Origin of the sequence: Pontivivens insulae (assembly GCF_900302495.1) — a bacterium.
Taxonomy (GTDB): Bacteria; Pseudomonadota; Alphaproteobacteria; order Rhodobacterales; family Rhodobacteraceae; genus Pontivivens; species Pontivivens insulae.
Genome location: NZ_OMKW01000002.1, coordinates 685,032 through 698,585, shown reverse-complemented (window position 1 = coordinate 698,585; position 13,554 = coordinate 685,032). Strand labels below are relative to the sequence as shown.

At 60.0% G+C, this 13,554-nt stretch carries 18 protein-coding genes; 7 read left to right on the top strand and 11 right to left on the bottom strand.

Annotated features, from left to right (window positions below):
• Positions 1-2: 2 nt before the first annotated feature.
• Positions 3-992: an aldose epimerase family protein gene (locus tag POI8812_RS08865; protein WP_108782185.1), complete on the top strand. Its 990-nt coding sequence runs from the start codon at positions 3-5 to the stop codon at positions 990-992.
• Positions 993-1,194: 202 nt separating this feature from the next.
• On the opposite strand, the gene purQ is transcribed toward POI8812_RS08865, so the two are convergent.
• From purQ to purC, 5 genes are read right to left on the bottom strand one after another with little or no spacing between them, the layout of a single operon-like run.
• Entirely contained in the window at positions 1,195-1,866 is a 672-nt protein-coding gene (gene purQ, locus POI8812_RS08860) for a phosphoribosylformylglycinamidine synthase subunit PurQ (protein WP_108782184.1), read from the bottom strand.
• A gap of 13 nt (positions 1,867-1,879) precedes the next feature.
• Positions 1,880-2,917 carry a zinc-dependent alcohol dehydrogenase family protein gene (locus POI8812_RS08855; RefSeq protein ID WP_108782183.1) on the bottom strand — a complete coding sequence of 346 codons (1,038 nt, stop codon included), beginning with the start codon at positions 2,915-2,917 and terminating at the stop codon, positions 1,880-1,882.
• Between the two features lie 3 nt (positions 2,918-2,920).
• Positions 2,921-3,160: a phosphoribosylformylglycinamidine synthase subunit PurS gene (gene purS / locus POI8812_RS08850; RefSeq protein WP_108782182.1), complete on the bottom strand. Its 240-nt coding sequence runs from the start codon at positions 3,158-3,160 to the stop codon at positions 2,921-2,923.
• Positions 3,157-3,354, bottom strand: coding sequence for a hypothetical protein (locus POI8812_RS08845; protein WP_108782181.1), 198 nt, complete (start codon positions 3,352-3,354; stop codon positions 3,157-3,159). The genes purS and POI8812_RS08845 overlap by 4 nt, the downstream gene beginning before the upstream one ends.
• Positions 3,354-4,115 carry a phosphoribosylaminoimidazolesuccinocarboxamide synthase gene (purC, locus tag POI8812_RS08840; RefSeq protein ID WP_108782180.1) on the bottom strand — a complete coding sequence of 254 codons (762 nt, stop codon included), beginning with the start codon at positions 4,113-4,115 and terminating at the stop codon, positions 3,354-3,356. The genes POI8812_RS08845 and purC overlap by 1 nt, the downstream gene beginning before the upstream one ends.
• A gap of 140 nt (positions 4,116-4,255) precedes the next feature.
• Here purC and POI8812_RS08835 point away from each other — a divergent pair, with 140 nt between their 5' ends.
• On the top strand, positions 4,256-4,570 hold the full coding sequence (locus tag POI8812_RS08835) for a DUF1476 domain-containing protein (RefSeq protein ID WP_108782179.1): 315 nt from the start codon (positions 4,256-4,258) through the stop codon (positions 4,568-4,570).
• Here POI8812_RS08835 and POI8812_RS08830 read toward each other — a convergent pair.
• Both POI8812_RS08830 and purB read right to left on the bottom strand, forming a co-directional pair.
• Positions 4,567-4,863, bottom strand: a complete 297-nt coding sequence (locus POI8812_RS08830; protein ID WP_108782178.1) for a hypothetical protein — start codon at positions 4,861-4,863, stop codon at positions 4,567-4,569. The two genes, POI8812_RS08835 and POI8812_RS08830, sit on opposite strands and share 4 nt — an antisense overlap.
• Before the next feature lie 153 nt (positions 4,864-5,016).
• Entirely contained in the window at positions 5,017-6,321 is a 1,305-nt protein-coding gene (gene purB, locus POI8812_RS08825; protein ID WP_108782177.1) for an adenylosuccinate lyase, read from the bottom strand.
• Positions 6,322-6,394: 73 nt separating this feature from the next.
• Between purB and POI8812_RS08820 the strand changes: the two genes are divergently transcribed.
• The 3 genes from POI8812_RS08820 to POI8812_RS17675 all read left to right on the top strand — a co-directional run bounded on the left by POI8812_RS08820 (position 6,395) and on the right by POI8812_RS17675 (position 7,360).
• On the top strand, positions 6,395-6,727 hold the full coding sequence (locus tag POI8812_RS08820) for a hypothetical protein (protein ID WP_108782530.1): 333 nt from the start codon (positions 6,395-6,397) through the stop codon (positions 6,725-6,727).
• Positions 6,724-7,134: a DUF6314 family protein gene (locus POI8812_RS08815; protein ID WP_108782176.1), complete on the top strand. Its 411-nt coding sequence runs from the start codon at positions 6,724-6,726 to the stop codon at positions 7,132-7,134. Before POI8812_RS08820 ends, POI8812_RS08815 begins: the two co-directional genes overlap by 4 nt.
• A 64-nt stretch (positions 7,135-7,198) precedes the next feature.
• Positions 7,199-7,360, top strand: coding sequence for a hypothetical protein (locus tag POI8812_RS17675; RefSeq protein WP_162845009.1), 162 nt, complete (start codon positions 7,199-7,201; stop codon positions 7,358-7,360).
• Between the two features lie 4 nt (positions 7,361-7,364).
• On the opposite strand, the gene POI8812_RS08810 is transcribed toward POI8812_RS17675, so the two are convergent.
• The 4 genes from POI8812_RS08810 to dddP form a co-directional block, all read right to left on the bottom strand.
• Positions 7,365-8,666: an HlyC/CorC family transporter gene (locus POI8812_RS08810; protein ID WP_245895328.1), complete on the bottom strand. Its 1,302-nt coding sequence runs from the start codon at positions 8,664-8,666 to the stop codon at positions 7,365-7,367.
• Positions 8,667-8,728: 62 nt separating this feature from the next.
• Entirely contained in the window at positions 8,729-9,607 is an 879-nt protein-coding gene (locus POI8812_RS08805; protein ID WP_108782175.1) for an alpha/beta fold hydrolase, read from the bottom strand.
• Positions 9,608-9,643: 36 nt separating this feature from the next.
• Complete coding sequence (locus POI8812_RS08800) at positions 9,644-10,864, bottom strand: bifunctional alpha/beta hydrolase/OsmC family protein (RefSeq protein ID WP_108782174.1); 1,221 nt, start codon at positions 10,862-10,864, stop codon at positions 9,644-9,646.
• Positions 10,865-10,983: 119 nt separating this feature from the next.
• Positions 10,984-12,306: a dimethylsulfonioproprionate lyase DddP gene (gene dddP / locus POI8812_RS08795; RefSeq protein WP_108782173.1), complete on the bottom strand. Its 1,323-nt coding sequence runs from the start codon at positions 12,304-12,306 to the stop codon at positions 10,984-10,986.
• A gap of 151 nt (positions 12,307-12,457) precedes the next feature.
• On the opposite strand from dddP, the gene POI8812_RS08790 reads away from it, so the two are divergent.
• A complete protein-coding gene (locus POI8812_RS08790; RefSeq protein ID WP_108782172.1) occupies positions 12,458-12,682 on the top strand; it encodes a hypothetical protein in 225 nt (74 codons plus the stop codon).
• Between the two features lie 49 nt (positions 12,683-12,731).
• Positions 12,732-13,535, top strand: a complete 804-nt coding sequence (locus POI8812_RS08785) for a heme-dependent oxidative N-demethylase family protein (RefSeq protein ID WP_245895326.1) — start codon at positions 12,732-12,734, stop codon at positions 13,533-13,535.
• Positions 13,536-13,554: the final 19 nt, after the last annotated feature.

The following is a 13,554-nucleotide window of genomic DNA, read 5'->3' as shown; positions in this document are numbered from 1 at the left end:
CAATGAGAAAAATCGCCACCCTGAACGGGCAGGACATTCTGGAAGCACGGCTGGAAAGCGATCTCGCGCGGATCGACGTGCTGAATTACGGTGCCGTGATCCGTGACTGGCGCATATCCGGTGTTGAGCGGTCCATGGTGTTGGGCTTTCCAGAGTTCGAGACCTATCTCGAACACTCGCGGGCCCATGGCACCATCGCGGGTCGGGTGGCCAACCGCACGGGGTTTGGTCGGTTCGAGATGGATGGAAAGACCTATCAGCTCGACGTGCCGAAGCCGCCACACCACCTTCATGGCGGGTCTGAAGGGCTTGGCAAACAGATCTGGGCAATGGAGCAGCACGACAACGGGCTGACCCTCACCCATACCAGCCCTGACGGGCATATGGGCTATCCGGGCGAGGTAACCTTCGAGTTGCGCATGTCGCTGGAAGGGCCGAAGCTGCGGATGGAGATGAGCGCCACACCGGATCGCAAGACACCGATCAACCTGGCCCAACACAATTACTACACATTGGGGGCGGAATTTGGTGTGCGCGACCACATGATGTGGTTGGATGCAGATCGGTATACGCCCACGGATGACAGCTTGCTCCCAACCGGGGAGATCCTGCCCGTTAAAGGCACGCATTACGACTACATGACCGAGCGTAGCCCGCGTGCGGCTGATCCCAAAGAGATCGGGATGGACATCAACATGGTCCTGCGTGTCGACCGGGACCAAAGCCAGCCTGCCGCAACTTTGCGCAACATCGCCAACGGCGTAGGGCTCAAAATGTGGACAGATCAGCCGGGCTTGCAGGTGTTCAACACGTGGCACTTCCAGTTCGATGTGGACCATCACGATGGCTACCGGCCAGATGCGTATCCCGGCATGGCGTTGGAACCCCAGCACTATCCCGACAGCCTGAACAATCCCGACTGGCCCTCGATCCTCTACAGTCCCGAACAGCCCTACCATCAGGTGCTAGAGGTGGAGATCGCCAAGAGCTAATGCTTCACATGGCGTCGCGCGGCGGATTGGGTATTTGCGCCAATCCGAAGCGCTGCCTGCCCCTTAGGATCGGGCCGGTCCATCGGCAGCAGTCCGTCAGGGGCAGGGCTTCGGCTTGGGCGGTCATCGGCTCCCCAGCCTGTACCGCCCGTTTTTTCTGCGACAGGTCTCGTTTCGGATTGGTTAAAATACCCAATCGCCTTCAGACGGATGCAAGCACGCCGGTGAGCCCTTCGAAGAACCGGCTGCCGTCATTCCCGCCAAGTTGCGGATCGTTCAGCCGTTCGGGATGCGGCATCATCCCTAGGACGCGACGGTTGTCGCTCAGAATACCTGCGATATCGTCCATCGAGCCGTTGGGATTGCCCTGATAGGTGAACGCGATCCGATCCTCGCCAGAAAGACGGTCGCGCGTCTCATCGTCGGCAATGTAATTCCCGTCATGATGGGCAATGGCGTAGGTCACCGTCTCGCCTTTGGCATAGGCGGAAGTGAAGGCGCTGTCGGCGGTGGCGACGGTCAAAGCCTGTGGCTTGCACACATATTTCAGCCCGGCATTGCGCATCAGCGCACCGGGCAGCAGGCCCGCCTCGATCAGGATCTGGAATCCATTGCACACGCCCAGGATCAGGCCACCACGTTCTGCAAATTTCACGAGCTCGTCCATGATCGGTGCGCGGGCCGCGATCGCGCCGCAGCGCAGGTAGTCGCCAAATGAGAAACCACCCGGCACTGACACCAGATCTACGCCATCTGGCAGGGAAGTGTCCTTGTGCCAGACCTGTACCGGTGCTTTGCCCGTTGCACGCTCCAGCGCGACCTGCATGTCGCGGTCGCAATTGGAACCAGGGAAGGTGATGACAGCGGTTTTCATGGAGGCGTTCCCCTTAGCAGGTGAAGTCGGTGATGACGGCGATGCCCGGTGGGGCGTCTCCGTCGAAAAGGGCGAGTTCCGCGGCAGCGTCTGAAAGTGCCACGCGGCGAGCAATCATGGGGGAGAGATCAAGACCCCCATTCAGCAAGTTGAGAAGACTGGGATATTTCCACGAGGGCATCCCGCGTGTCCCGTAAAGTGCCAGCTGTCCCGAATAGACCGCGTCCATGGGCAGCTTAACGTTGATATGATCGCCTGCTGGCATGCCGATCTGAACGTGACGCCCGAGCTTGCGCAACGATCGGATGGAGGCGGTCATCGTCTGTGCGATTCCCAAGGCCTCAACACTCACATGGGCGCCACCACCAGTCAGGGTGCGGACCTCCCCCGCAACATCCGTGCCCCGCGCATCAATCACGGCATCAGCCCCCAGAGACATTGCATGGGTCAGCTTCTCCGCCACCACATCCACCATGACGACACGCGCGCCGAGGGCTTTGCCCAGCATCAGCGCCGCAAGTCCGATGCCGCCAGCGCCATGCACGGCCAGCCATTCACCGGGCGCAAGGGCCGCACGGTCGGTCAGCGCATGCCAAACGGTTGTCACCCGGCAGCCAAGTGCCGCGGCAACGGCGGGATCCATCCCATCAGGCAGGTGCGTGAGGTTTGCGTCCGCACGGGGCACCGCGATGGCTTGCGCAAACGCACCGTTGATCGTGAAACCCGGCACGGCCTGCGTCGCGCAAATGGTCTGGTTGCCCGCAGCGCAATCCCCGCAGTGGCCGCAGGCCAGAATAAACGGCGCTATGACACGGTCACCGACGTTCCAGTTGCGCACGTCGCGCCCGACCTCACGCACGGTTCCGCAGAACTCATGCCCGGGAATATGCGGGAGGTTGATGTCAGGGTCGGCTCCGGTCCAGCCATGCCAATCGGATCTGCAGATGCCGCAGGCCAGCACGTCGAGCACAACGCCATCTGCCGGACAATCCGGTTCATCCACCGTTTCGATGGACAATTGCCGCCAGTCTGTCAGCAGGGCGGCGCGCATCGGTCAGGCGACCTCGACCCGGTAGCTTTCGATCACCATGTTCACCAGAAGCTTTTCGGCCATGGCACTCGCGGCCTCAACGGCCTTTGCTTCATCCGTTTCGGCCAGATCCAGCTCGATCACTTTGCCCTGACGCACACCGTTGACCCCATCAAAGCCGAGTGTACCAAGCGCATGGCGCACGGCCTCGCCCTGCGGGTCGAGGACACCGGGTTTCAGCATGATATGGACGCGCAGTTTCATCGCTTCTCCGATCGTTCGGCTAGGGTAAAGAAGGCCGCGACGGCCATGCCGCCGCCAACCCATAGGAACGAGCCGATGACCAGCGGTCCCGGTGCGATCCCGAAAAATGTCCAGGCAAAGCTGATCGCCATCAAATAGATCCCTGCGCCGAGCGCGGTGGCCGGGTGGCGCAGGAAGGCGAGCACTTTATCCATCAGTGAACCAGCTTTGGCCCGGTGTTCGAGCCGTTGGAGCGTGGCATGACGCCCAATCGGCGGGCCACTTCGGTATAGGCATCGGCCAGATTGCCCAAATCCCGGCGGAACACGTCTTTGTCGAGCTTCTGACCCGTTTCAATGTCCCAAAGGCGGCAGCTGTCCGGGCTGATCTCATCCGCCACGACGAGGCGCTGGAAGTCACCTTCGAACACGCGCCCGATCTCGATCTTGAAATCGACGAGTCGGATGCCGACGCCCCGCATCATGCCGGACATGAAGTCATTCACGCGCAAGCCGAGCGAGACCATGTCGTCAAGATCCTGCTGGCTGGCCCAGCCGAATGCGATGATGTGCTCTTCCGACACAATCGGATCGCCGAGATCATCGTTCTTGAGGTAGAATTCAATGATGGGGCGGGGCAGTGGTGCGCCTTCCTCCAGGCCCAGACGCTTGGACATGGAGCCTGCCGCGACATTGCGCACGACGACTTCCAGCGGGATCATTTCCACCGCACGGACAAGCTGTTCGCGCATGTTGAGGCGTTTGATGAAGTGGGTCGGCACACCGATGGAGGCAAGGCCTTCCATGAAGTGCTCTGACAGACGGTTGTTGAGAACGCCTTTGCCGTCAATCAGCTCATGCTTCTCACCGTTGCCGGCGGTGGTGTCATCTTTGAAGAACTGGATCAGCGTTCCGGGTTCAGGGCCCTCATAGAGGATTTTGGCCTTGCCTTCATAGACCATTCTGCGGCGCGCCATGGCGATCTCCGAACACTTGGAAGCTATGGGCGGGTCTTAGCCGGGCTGACCGGGCAGGGCAAGGATTCGGGCCAAATGCTTGCGGGAAACCGCCGTGATCCCCACCTATTGGGCTATATCAACCTGGGAAGGGGACGGATATGAGTTCGATGACGGAGCGCGAGCGGAGTTTTGAAGCGAAATTCGCGCATGACGCTGAAATGCAGTTCAAAGCAGAGATGCGGCGCAACAAATTGCTGGCGGAGTGGGCGGCCGCACTGCTCGGCAAATCCGAAGAGGATGCTGCCGCTTATGTGAAAGAGGTCATTCGTTCAGATTTCGAAGAGGCGGGCGACGAGGATGTCTATCGCAAGCTTTCCACCGATTTAGGTGATCGGGTGTCCGAGGTCGATTTGCGCGCCCGGATGGTTGTCGCGCTCACCGAGGCCAAGGCGCAATTGCTGAGCGAGACCTAAGTGCGTAGACGCTTTGCGTTCCGCTCTGTCGCGCGCGCAACGGGACGCAGTCCGGCCTGAAAAATCGCTGAGGGACTTTCGCCACGCGCGAAAGCCAGGGCTGCGTCCTGCGTGCCTTCGGCAAAGGCTACCGGCTTTTCGACCAGCATCGCCGTTGCCTCAACAGCCGTGAGAGATCCTTTTGCAATCAACTTTGATCTTTGCAGGACCGTTTCCATTGCTGACAGGGTTGTTTGTTGCTGCAAGATCATAAGGGGGGCGAGCCCGAGCGGGTCGAAAAGCGAGGCTGCCATGTCAGTCTTCCCTTTATAGAGATATCCCCTCTATATGCTGCGCTGCAGCAAAAGTCGAGACCCACATAAGCACAGCAACGTGAAAGCGCCGGACGGTTCGCTATGACCACCCGGCGCCCAATGCATTTAACGCTTTAAAAGCCGTCAGTTAGATCAGTCTCTGAACACGCGCGCGAAGATCGTGTCGACATGCTTTGTGTGATACCCCATGTCGAATTTTTCTTCGATGGCATCCGCGCCGAGGGCCGCGACGACATCCGTATCCGACAGCAACTCCTCCTTGAAATCGGTGCGCTCTTCCCAGACTTTCAGCGCGTTGCGCTGAACCATCACATAGGCGTCTTCGCGGCTCACACCCGCCTGGGTCAGGGCCAGAAGAACCCGCTGGGACATCACGAGGCCGGGGAACTTGTTCATGTTGTCGAGCATGTTCTGCGGGAAGATCAGCATCTTGTCGATCACGCCGGTCAAACGCGCCAGCGCAAAGTCGAGGGTGACCGTGGCGTCCGGTCCGATCATCCGCTCGACGGAGGAGTGGGAGATATCCCGCTCGTGCCACAGCGCCACATTCTCCATCGCCGGGATCACGCTCATCCGCACGAGGCGGGCGAGGCCGGTGAGATTTTCTGTCAGCACGGGGTTCTTCTTGTGCGGCATCGCTGATGAGCCTTTCTGGCCCATAGAGAAGAACTCCGCCCCCTCCAGCACTTCCGTGCGCTGCATGTGGCGGATTTCAATAGCGATGTTTTCGACGGAGGACGCTACAACACCAAGGCACGCGAAGAAGGCAGCATGACGATCACGCGGGATCACTTGCGTTGAAATCGGCTCTGGCACGAGGCCCAGCTTGGCGCAGACATGCTCTTCGACCCGAGGGTCGATATTGGCGAAGGTGCCAACCGCGCCAGAGATGGCGCCGGTCGCAATCTCGTCGCGCGCGGTGCGCAGGCGGGTGAGGTTGCGATCCATCTCTGCGTAAAAACGCGCGAAGGTCAGGCCCATTGTCGTGGGTTCCGCGTGGATCCCGTGAGAGCGCCCGACCCGCACCGTGTCCTTGTGCTCGATGGCACGGCGCTTCAGCGCTGCCAGCAGCGCCTCCACATCCGCAATCAGGATATCTGCCGCTTTGACCAACTGGACATTCAGCGCGGTGTCCAGGACGTCTGAGGAGGTCATGCCCTGATGGACGAAACGCGCTTCCTCACTTCCAACATGTTCAGCGAGGTGGGTCAGGAAGGCGATCACGTCATGCTTGGTGACGGCCTCGATCTCATCAATCCGCGCCACGTCGAATTCGACATCCTTGGCTTTCCACACCGCGTCGGCATTCTCGCGCGGGATCACCCCAAGATCGGCCATGGCATCGCAGGCATGGGCTTCGATCTCGTACCAGATGCGGAATTTGGATTCCGGCGACCAGATGGCAACCATTTCGGGGCGGGAATAGCGGGGGATCATGGGCAAGGCCTCTTTCGCTTCACGTTGCGCGCGTGATAGACCGGGCTTCGCACCCGCACAAGAGGATGGCCCGATGCGTGCCCTGGCCCTGATCGTGATTTTCGTGGCAAGTGCTGCCACAGCCCAGGATTGGCGCCCCCTTTCTGGGGAGGAGATCCGGGCGGCTCTGACGGACCGGGCACTGGATTATGGCGCAGCATCCCAGACCTTCATGGCCTCCGGAAGGACTGTCTACACGTCGAACGGCCGTCCCGAACAAGGCTCGTGGCGGGTGGCGCAGGACCAATACTGCTCGGCCTGGCCGCCGTCTGATCTATGGGCTTGCTACGTCATGGAGCAGTCCGGGGACACGGTCCGTTTCATCGGAGCCCAGGGCGGCATCACAGTCGGGCGCTATATCGATTGAGTGTTCTGGACAGGTTCGAGGGCCGGTGGGCGCTGAAACGAGATATTTTCGATCTCGACAGCAACTGGACGGGCAAGTTGGTCGGAGAGGCGGTTTTCCGTCGCGTTGGCGACTGGCTGGAACTCAACGAGCGCGGGACGCTAAAATTTGCCGGATTGCAGGCGATGGAGGCGACCCGCCGCTATCTCTGGACCAGTCGTGACGGTCTTATCGACGTGCATTTTGACGATGAGCGCTTCTTCCATCGATTCGACCCCTCCTTGCCCGTGGCGGAGGCCAGTCATCTGTGTGAGGCGGACTTGTACGACGTCCGCTATGTCTTTGATGACGCTGATCATTGGCGGGCGGAATGGCGGGTTGTTGGCCCGCGCAAGGACTATCGGATGGTATCCCGGCACAGCCGTTAGGGTCTTGTTCAGACTTGGCCCTTAGCCCTTGGAGTACCCCAAACCCCACTTTGCGAGGTGCCCCATGTCGCTGATCCTTTTGCTGATATCCCTCAACGTGCTGTTTCTCGTCCATCTCAGATTGCGCCGCCGTCTGCGGGCGCGCCTTGCCGCAGCACCTGACGTGCCAATCGCTGGGGCGCGTCAGGCTGAGCCGAGCTTTCGCGCGGTGAATGTTGGCGGGTGACTGCCTATAGCAGAGAGCGGATGCGCAATTTGGTAAGCTGGTTGCGCGCCCGCTCGGCAATCTCAAACCGATATCCGTAGAAAGAGAAGACCTGACCCGTCGTTGGGATGGTCTGCGCCTCATGAATGATCAGGCCCGCAATCGTGTTGGCCTCATCATCGGGCAAGGCCCAATCCGTGGCGCGGTTAAGATCCCGGATCGTCATTGTGCCATCGACCAGGTAAGTGCCATCCGCAAGCCGCTCCAGCCCGTCGACCTCAACATCAGTCTCGTCTGTGATGTCACCAACGATCTCTTCGAGAATGTCCTCAAGCGTCACGAGGCCTTGCAGCGCGCCATACTCATCCACGACCAAGGCGAAATGGCTGTGGCGGCGCAGGAAAGCGCGCATCTGGTCGTCCAGAGTTGTGGCATCCGGCACGAACCACGGTTCCATCGCGACATCCATGACGTCAAACTCGGACAGATTGTCGAGCCCGCCACTAGTGCCGCGTACAAGTTTGTCCACGGCGCGCAACAGGTCCTTGGCATGGATGACACCGACAATGTTTTCTGGCTCATCGCGATAGACCGGAATACGTGTATGGGGCGAGCGGAGGCACGCGGTCAGAATATCTTCGGGCGCGCTGTCCGCATCGATCATCTCAATGTTGCGGCGGTGAATCATCACTTCCTCAACCGTGCGCATCTTCAGATCAAGTGCTGCGAGCAGACGATCGCGGTCGTCCTTCTCCACCGATCCTTCCGAGGCGTGCAGGGTGATTGCCTCTGCAATTTCTTCATGCGCCATGATCGACGCCTCCGGGTCGGTCTGAACGCCAAAGATGCGCAGGGTCACACGTACGATCAGCCGCACCACATTGACGACAGGGGCGAGGACACGCACGACCAACCCAATCGGCAGTGAGACCAGCGCCGCCATCCGCTCAGGATTGATGATCGCATAGGTCTTGGGCAGAACCTCCGCAAAGATCAGAACGAGCAAGGTCATCACGAGGGTCGCAACGGCGACGCCATTCTCACCAAACATCACCGTCAATAGCGCCGTTGCCAGCGATGTCGCCAGAATATTGGCCAGGTTGTTGCCCAGCAGAATGCCACCGATCAAACGTTCACTATCTTCTTTCAGCGTTAAGGCACGGGTTGCGCCTGGCGTGCCCTGACCGTGCAGTTTGGCCCGATTTGCCGCTGTAAGTGCAGTTTCAGAGCCCGAGAAGAAGGCTGAACAGACCAGAAGGAACAAGATCGCGGCCATTGGCCAGATCATGCCCGGCTCCCAGGTCAGAAATGCTGTGGTCTCTTCCATCTGTTGGCTCCCTCATTCGCCTCAGCAGGTTATGGGGTCCCGAACGTCACCTGACAAGGCGCTCAGGGATCAAGCCAGCTTGTGATCGCCGCAGCGACGGCCTCTGGCCGTTGGTGATGAAGCCAATGATCACAGTCGGGCAGAGTTACTCGGGTCAGATCATGGCAAATGCCCTCAAGACCCTCGGTCGCTTCGGGAAGCAGTGCAGTGTCATTCTGCCCCCAAATCAACAGATGCGGCATGCGCACCTGCAAATCCGCTTTCGCCCAATCGGGCAGGGGGCGCGGCTGGCCCGGGGCTGCGACCTCCACGGGTGAGACGCGATACCAGCTGACCATCCCCTCTAATGCACGGGGGCGCGCCCACTCCGCCAGGTACATCTCGCGCGTTTTGCCCTCCAGCCAACCCATATCCATATGAGCGGCAAACAGCCCGAGCAGGCGCGCGAAACCATCTGCGCGCAAGACATCCTCAACCCCGTCCGCACGCAACCAATCAATATAGGCACTCGCCTCCGACTGGGGGCCGCCAGCCGACAGCGCGCGTTGAAAGCAGACCGGATGAACGCCATTCATGACGATCAGCCGTTCAACCCGTTCGGGCATGGCAAATGCCGCGGCATAGGCAACAGCCGCGCCCCAATCGTGGCCGAGCAGCGAAAAGCTCCGCAGCTCGAATGCGTCCGCGATCGCGTGCAGATCGGACAACAGGGCGGGCATCGCAAACCCTTTCAAATCGGGCGCCGGATTGCGACTGATCCCAAAGCCGCGTTGGTCAAATGCGATGCACCGAAAAGACTTCAAAGCGTCCATCAACGGTGTGAACGCCAAAGACATTTCAGGAAACCCGTGCAACAGGATCAGCGGCGACCCATCCGTGGGTCCGGACGTGAGCACCCGTGTGGGTGCCCCGTCAATCATCACTCTATGTTCTTCGATCATGGGGCAGCCTTGCACGCGGTTGCCCCATGCGCAATGTCAGGCTGCCAGCACCGTCGTTACGTGAGCACCGCTTTCTAACGTCTTGTGAACCGGACATTTATCCGCGATCTCTAACAGGCGCGCACGTTGCGCATCGTCCAGATCTCCTTCCAGCCGAATGGCGCGGTGCAGATGGTCGATCCGGCCTTCTTGCATCAGGCAGGTTTCACAATCGCTTGCATGAACCTTGTCATGGGTCACGTCGACCGAGACATGGCTGAGCGGCCAACCCTTCTTGCGCGCATACATGCGGATCGTCATCGAAGTGCAGGCACCCAGACCTGCCGCAAGGAACTGATAGGGGGTCAGCCCTTGATCCGTTCCGCCATAGGAGAGCGGTTCATCGGCCAAGGTGTGGTGCTTTGGACCGGCATTCACATCCTGAAGGAACCCGGTTGGATCAGCCTCGCTGACACGGGTGACGCCCTCTGGTGCGCCAATGGGGGCAGCAGGCGTTTTCAGGTCGAGATACCGACCGGCCCAGCTCGCAATGACCTCTGCCGCATATTCGGCGTCGGACGCGCGTGTCAGCAGGTGATCGGCGGTATCGAGTGTCACAAAGCTTTTGGGATGCTTTGCTGCAAGCCAGATCTTTGAGGCATTGTCGATCCCGACGATGTCATCACCGGGGGCATGCAGCACCAGCAGGGCACGCTTCAGCTTTGCCAATCGCGGCTCCAGCTTGTTGGCGCGTATGTCGTCAAGAAAACCGCGTTTGATCGTGAAGGGGCGACCGCCCAGCGAGACCTTGGCCTGACCGTTGCGCTCTATGCTTTCGATTTCCGACTTGAAGTTGTGGGCGACATGCGCCGGATCAGATGGTGCGCCAATCGTCGCGACCGCTTTCACACTCTCAATGTCGCCAGCCGCCGCCAGAACGGCGGCACCGCCGAGGGAATGGCCGATCAGCAGCGAGGGGGCCATGTCCCTTTCGGCGAGAGCCTTTGCGGCCAGATGCAGGTCCGCAACGTTCGACGTGAAATGCGTGTTCTCGAACTCACCCGCCGAATGCCCCAATCCGGTGAAGTCGAACCGCATCACCGCGATTCCAGCCTGCGCCAATCGTGCGGCGATCCTGCGCGCGGCGGGGATGTCTTTCGAGCAGGTGAAGCAGTGGGCGAACAGTGCTGTCGCCAGATGCGGCCCTTCGGGTAAGTCGAGGCGGGCGGCCAGCGGCTCGCCCGAATGTCCTTTGAATGTAATTTGTTCGGTTTTCATTGCCTGTGATCCTGTATCTTGCTGCGGAACACTTAAGCAGTGCTCCGCTGACAGGGATAGATAAGGTCACGCAGTCGTGTCTGAGGGTGAACCGGCTACATCATCTGGGGGCAGGGGCGTTAGCGTCCCATCAGCCGTTCGTCCCAGTGATATTTCGTCAGAACCTCGTGACCGTCGGCGGTCACAAGTACCTGATCCTCCAGCTTGATGCCGAACGAGCCGCCGACCTTGCCCGCGTAGATTTCGACGCAGAACATCATGCCTTCTTCGCAATCGTAATCGAAGACGCCCCGCTCCCAATCCTCAGGATAGGTGATCAGGGGCCATTCATCGCATAGGCCCACGCCGTGCATCTTTGCGCCATAGCGCTGCGGGACAAATTCCTCCGGCAGTTTATGGCCGCCCATCGTCAGCTCGCGGAACGGAACGCCGGGGCCGAGCAGTTTGGTGTTGGTCTCTATATGTTCGACTGACATGCGGTAGGTGTCGATCTGCTCCTGCGTGGGCATCGCATCCCCGACAACCCAAGTTCGGCTCATGTCGGTGCACAGCCCGTAGCAGCCCACCAGGTCCGTGTCGAAGCCCAGAATGTCGCCCTCTTGCAGAACGCGGGGGCCGCATTCCTGAAACCAGGGATTCGTACGCGGGCCAGAGGCCATGAGCCGTGTCTCGATCCACTCCCCTCCGCGGCGGATATTTTCGGCATGCAGGACCGCCCAGACATCATCCTCGGTCATACCCGGTTCAACGGCCTCTTCCATGATGCGGACGGAGGTTTCGCAGGCATGCACTGCACAACGCATCGCCTTGATCTCTTCGGGAGATTTGACGACGCGGGCCTTCTCGGTGACTTCCTCCCCCTCCATGATCTCAAGGCCGATCGCTTCAAACGCACGCAGCCCGTGGACCATGATCTTGTCGACGGCGAGCCGTCGGTTTGATCCGGCATGTTTGCGCATCTCAGCGTCGATTTCCTGGGCAAAGGCCATCGCGCGCTCTTTCGTCTTATCGCCATTCGAGAAATAGAAAAACGAGCTGCTGCCAGCGCGCGTTTCCTTTATCAAGGGGTTATGCGAGGTCAAAAGTCCGCCCAACCCCTTGAAATCCCAAAGGATCATGTGACCGCTTGCGGAAACGAAACAGGCCCGGAACGGATTATGAGCGTTCCAAAGCTGCATGTTCGTGCTGTCAGAGGCATAGCGGATGTTGAGTGGATCGAACATCAGGATGCCGCCATAATCGCGCTCTTGCAGCATCTTACAAAGTCGATCGAGACGTGCCTGTCGCATGATGGTGAGGTTCGGTGCCTCCAACCCCGCATCGGCCCACTCCTGAAAGGCTAAAGGCGTTGGCCCGATCTCCATCCGGTCATTATCCGCGGGTGAACCGTCGGGCCGCAGGCCAGGAGTGATCTTTCGGGTATCGGCGTAATGCAGGTTCATTGGTCTCTCCCCAGCTTCTTTGACTCTCACGCTGCGCCGGAGAATCGCTGCGAACTGTCGTATTTTCGTCATGCCCTTGTCGTTTTGGGGTGATCGTTCCATCTTGCGTCCTCGGAGGGTCGATCTTGTCCCTATCTTTGGAGGTGTTCCGATGAAGGCCCAAGGCTTGGAAGAAGCACTCGACCCTGCGATCTATTCGCCATCCCGCCGGAAGCTACACGCCGAACTGCGGCTGCTCAGGGCGCGCGCCTCCCGCTTGAATTGTCCGGCAACCGCACGGTCTCTCGATCTGGCGCTGGAGATGTTCATCGTGGATTGTGAAGAGGCAGGCGACGCCTCGTCGGTGCATCGCCTCGATTTTCCGCCTGAGCGGTAATGTGCTGATCCATCCAGTGGCACCGTTTTGTCCATGGATGGACCCGCAAATGGCGCGCGTCCCTGGCATGCGCCCCTTCGATTTGCAAGTGTTTCCCCAGCAGGACGCCTGCTTTGCGGCCCAGATGGCGGAACGGGACCGTCTGGTTGCGGCGCATCGCGACGATGTGCTGGCACTTAGACCGGAGGGTCAGCCTGCCCTGCACGATCTTGAGCAGTTTGTGCTCGACCGGCTGAAATCGCGCGCTGGTTACGAGTTCGGAGCGGACGCAATCACCCGCCCGGACGGTGTCATCATTCCGAATGACCTTCCATCCTTGGAGCGGCTTGGCCGCCTGGTGCAGGAAGACCTCCTGCTTCTGGTCAAAACCGGGGCGGAGTGGCGGCTTGTCGCCGGAATGCTCTGCTTTCCGTCCCACTGGACGCTGTCGCAAAAAATGGGCAGGGGGCTGGACGCCATACATGGGCCGGTTCCGTTCTATGCCGAAACGCTGGGCGCCCGCGTCGCGAGGCTCTTTGACACTCTGAGGCCAAAGCGACCGCTGCGACGCGCGAACTGGTTGCTTTATCCAGATGCGGAACTGCACTACCCGAAACGGGAAGGGCAGGTGAAGTACCCCGCATGGACGGGCGAAATTTACCTTCGGGTGGAACATCAAAGCCTGATCGCGCTGCCCGCCACGGGCGCCGTGCTGTTTGCCATCCGAACAGAGATTAGCCCTGTGGCCACATTGCCCACCCAGGCGCTGGAAGGGCTGGTCAATGCCCTCGATGCGCTGCCAGAGGTCGAGTTTGACTACAAGGGCGGTGCGGTTTTGCGGCGGGAGCTGTCAAAGTTGCGCAAAGCACCCTGAACAGCAAAAAGGGCGCCCC

Excerpts from the sequence above, each read along its gene's own strand:
- POI8812_RS08865 (WP_108782185.1), top strand. The coding sequence starts at position 3 with ATGAGAAAAATCGCCACCCTGAACGGGCAGGACATTCTGGAAGCACGG.
- purQ (WP_108782184.1), bottom strand. The coding sequence starts at position 1,866 with ATGAAAACCGCTGTCATCACCTTCCCTGGTTCCAATTGCGACCGCGAC.
- POI8812_RS08855 (WP_108782183.1), bottom strand. The coding sequence starts at position 2,917 with ATGCGCGCCGCCCTGCTGACAGACTGGCGGCAATTGTCCATCGAAACG.
- purS (WP_108782182.1), bottom strand. The coding sequence starts at position 3,160 with ATGAAACTGCGCGTCCATATCATGCTGAAACCCGGTGTCCTCGACCCG.
- POI8812_RS08845 (WP_108782181.1), bottom strand. The coding sequence starts at position 3,354 with ATGGATAAAGTGCTCGCCTTCCTGCGCCACCCGGCCACCGCGCTCGGC.
- purC (WP_108782180.1), bottom strand. The coding sequence starts at position 4,115 with ATGGCGCGCCGCAGAATGGTCTATGAAGGCAAGGCCAAAATCCTCTAT.
- POI8812_RS08835 (WP_108782179.1), top strand. The coding sequence starts at position 4,256 with ATGAGTTCGATGACGGAGCGCGAGCGGAGTTTTGAAGCGAAATTCGCG.
- POI8812_RS08830 (WP_108782178.1), bottom strand. The coding sequence starts at position 4,863 with ATGGCAGCCTCGCTTTTCGACCCGCTCGGGCTCGCCCCCCTTATGATC.
- purB (WP_108782177.1), bottom strand. The coding sequence starts at position 6,321 with ATGATCCCCCGCTATTCCCGCCCCGAAATGGTTGCCATCTGGTCGCCG.
- POI8812_RS08820 (WP_108782530.1), top strand. The coding sequence starts at position 6,395 with ATGCGTGCCCTGGCCCTGATCGTGATTTTCGTGGCAAGTGCTGCCACA.
- POI8812_RS17675 (WP_162845009.1), top strand. The coding sequence starts at position 7,199 with ATGTCGCTGATCCTTTTGCTGATATCCCTCAACGTGCTGTTTCTCGTC.
- POI8812_RS08810 (WP_245895328.1), bottom strand. The coding sequence starts at position 8,666 with ATGGAAGAGACCACAGCATTTCTGACCTGGGAGCCGGGCATGATCTGG.
- POI8812_RS08805 (WP_108782175.1), bottom strand. The coding sequence starts at position 9,607 with ATGATCGAAGAACATAGAGTGATGATTGACGGGGCACCCACACGGGTG.
- POI8812_RS08800 (WP_108782174.1), bottom strand. The coding sequence starts at position 10,864 with ATGAAAACCGAACAAATTACATTCAAAGGACATTCGGGCGAGCCGCTG.
- dddP (WP_108782173.1), bottom strand. The coding sequence starts at position 12,306 with ATGAACCTGCATTACGCCGATACCCGAAAGATCACTCCTGGCCTGCGG.
- POI8812_RS08790 (WP_108782172.1), top strand. The coding sequence starts at position 12,458 with ATGAAGGCCCAAGGCTTGGAAGAAGCACTCGACCCTGCGATCTATTCG.
- POI8812_RS08785 (WP_245895326.1), top strand. The coding sequence starts at position 12,732 with ATGGCGCGCGTCCCTGGCATGCGCCCCTTCGATTTGCAAGTGTTTCCC.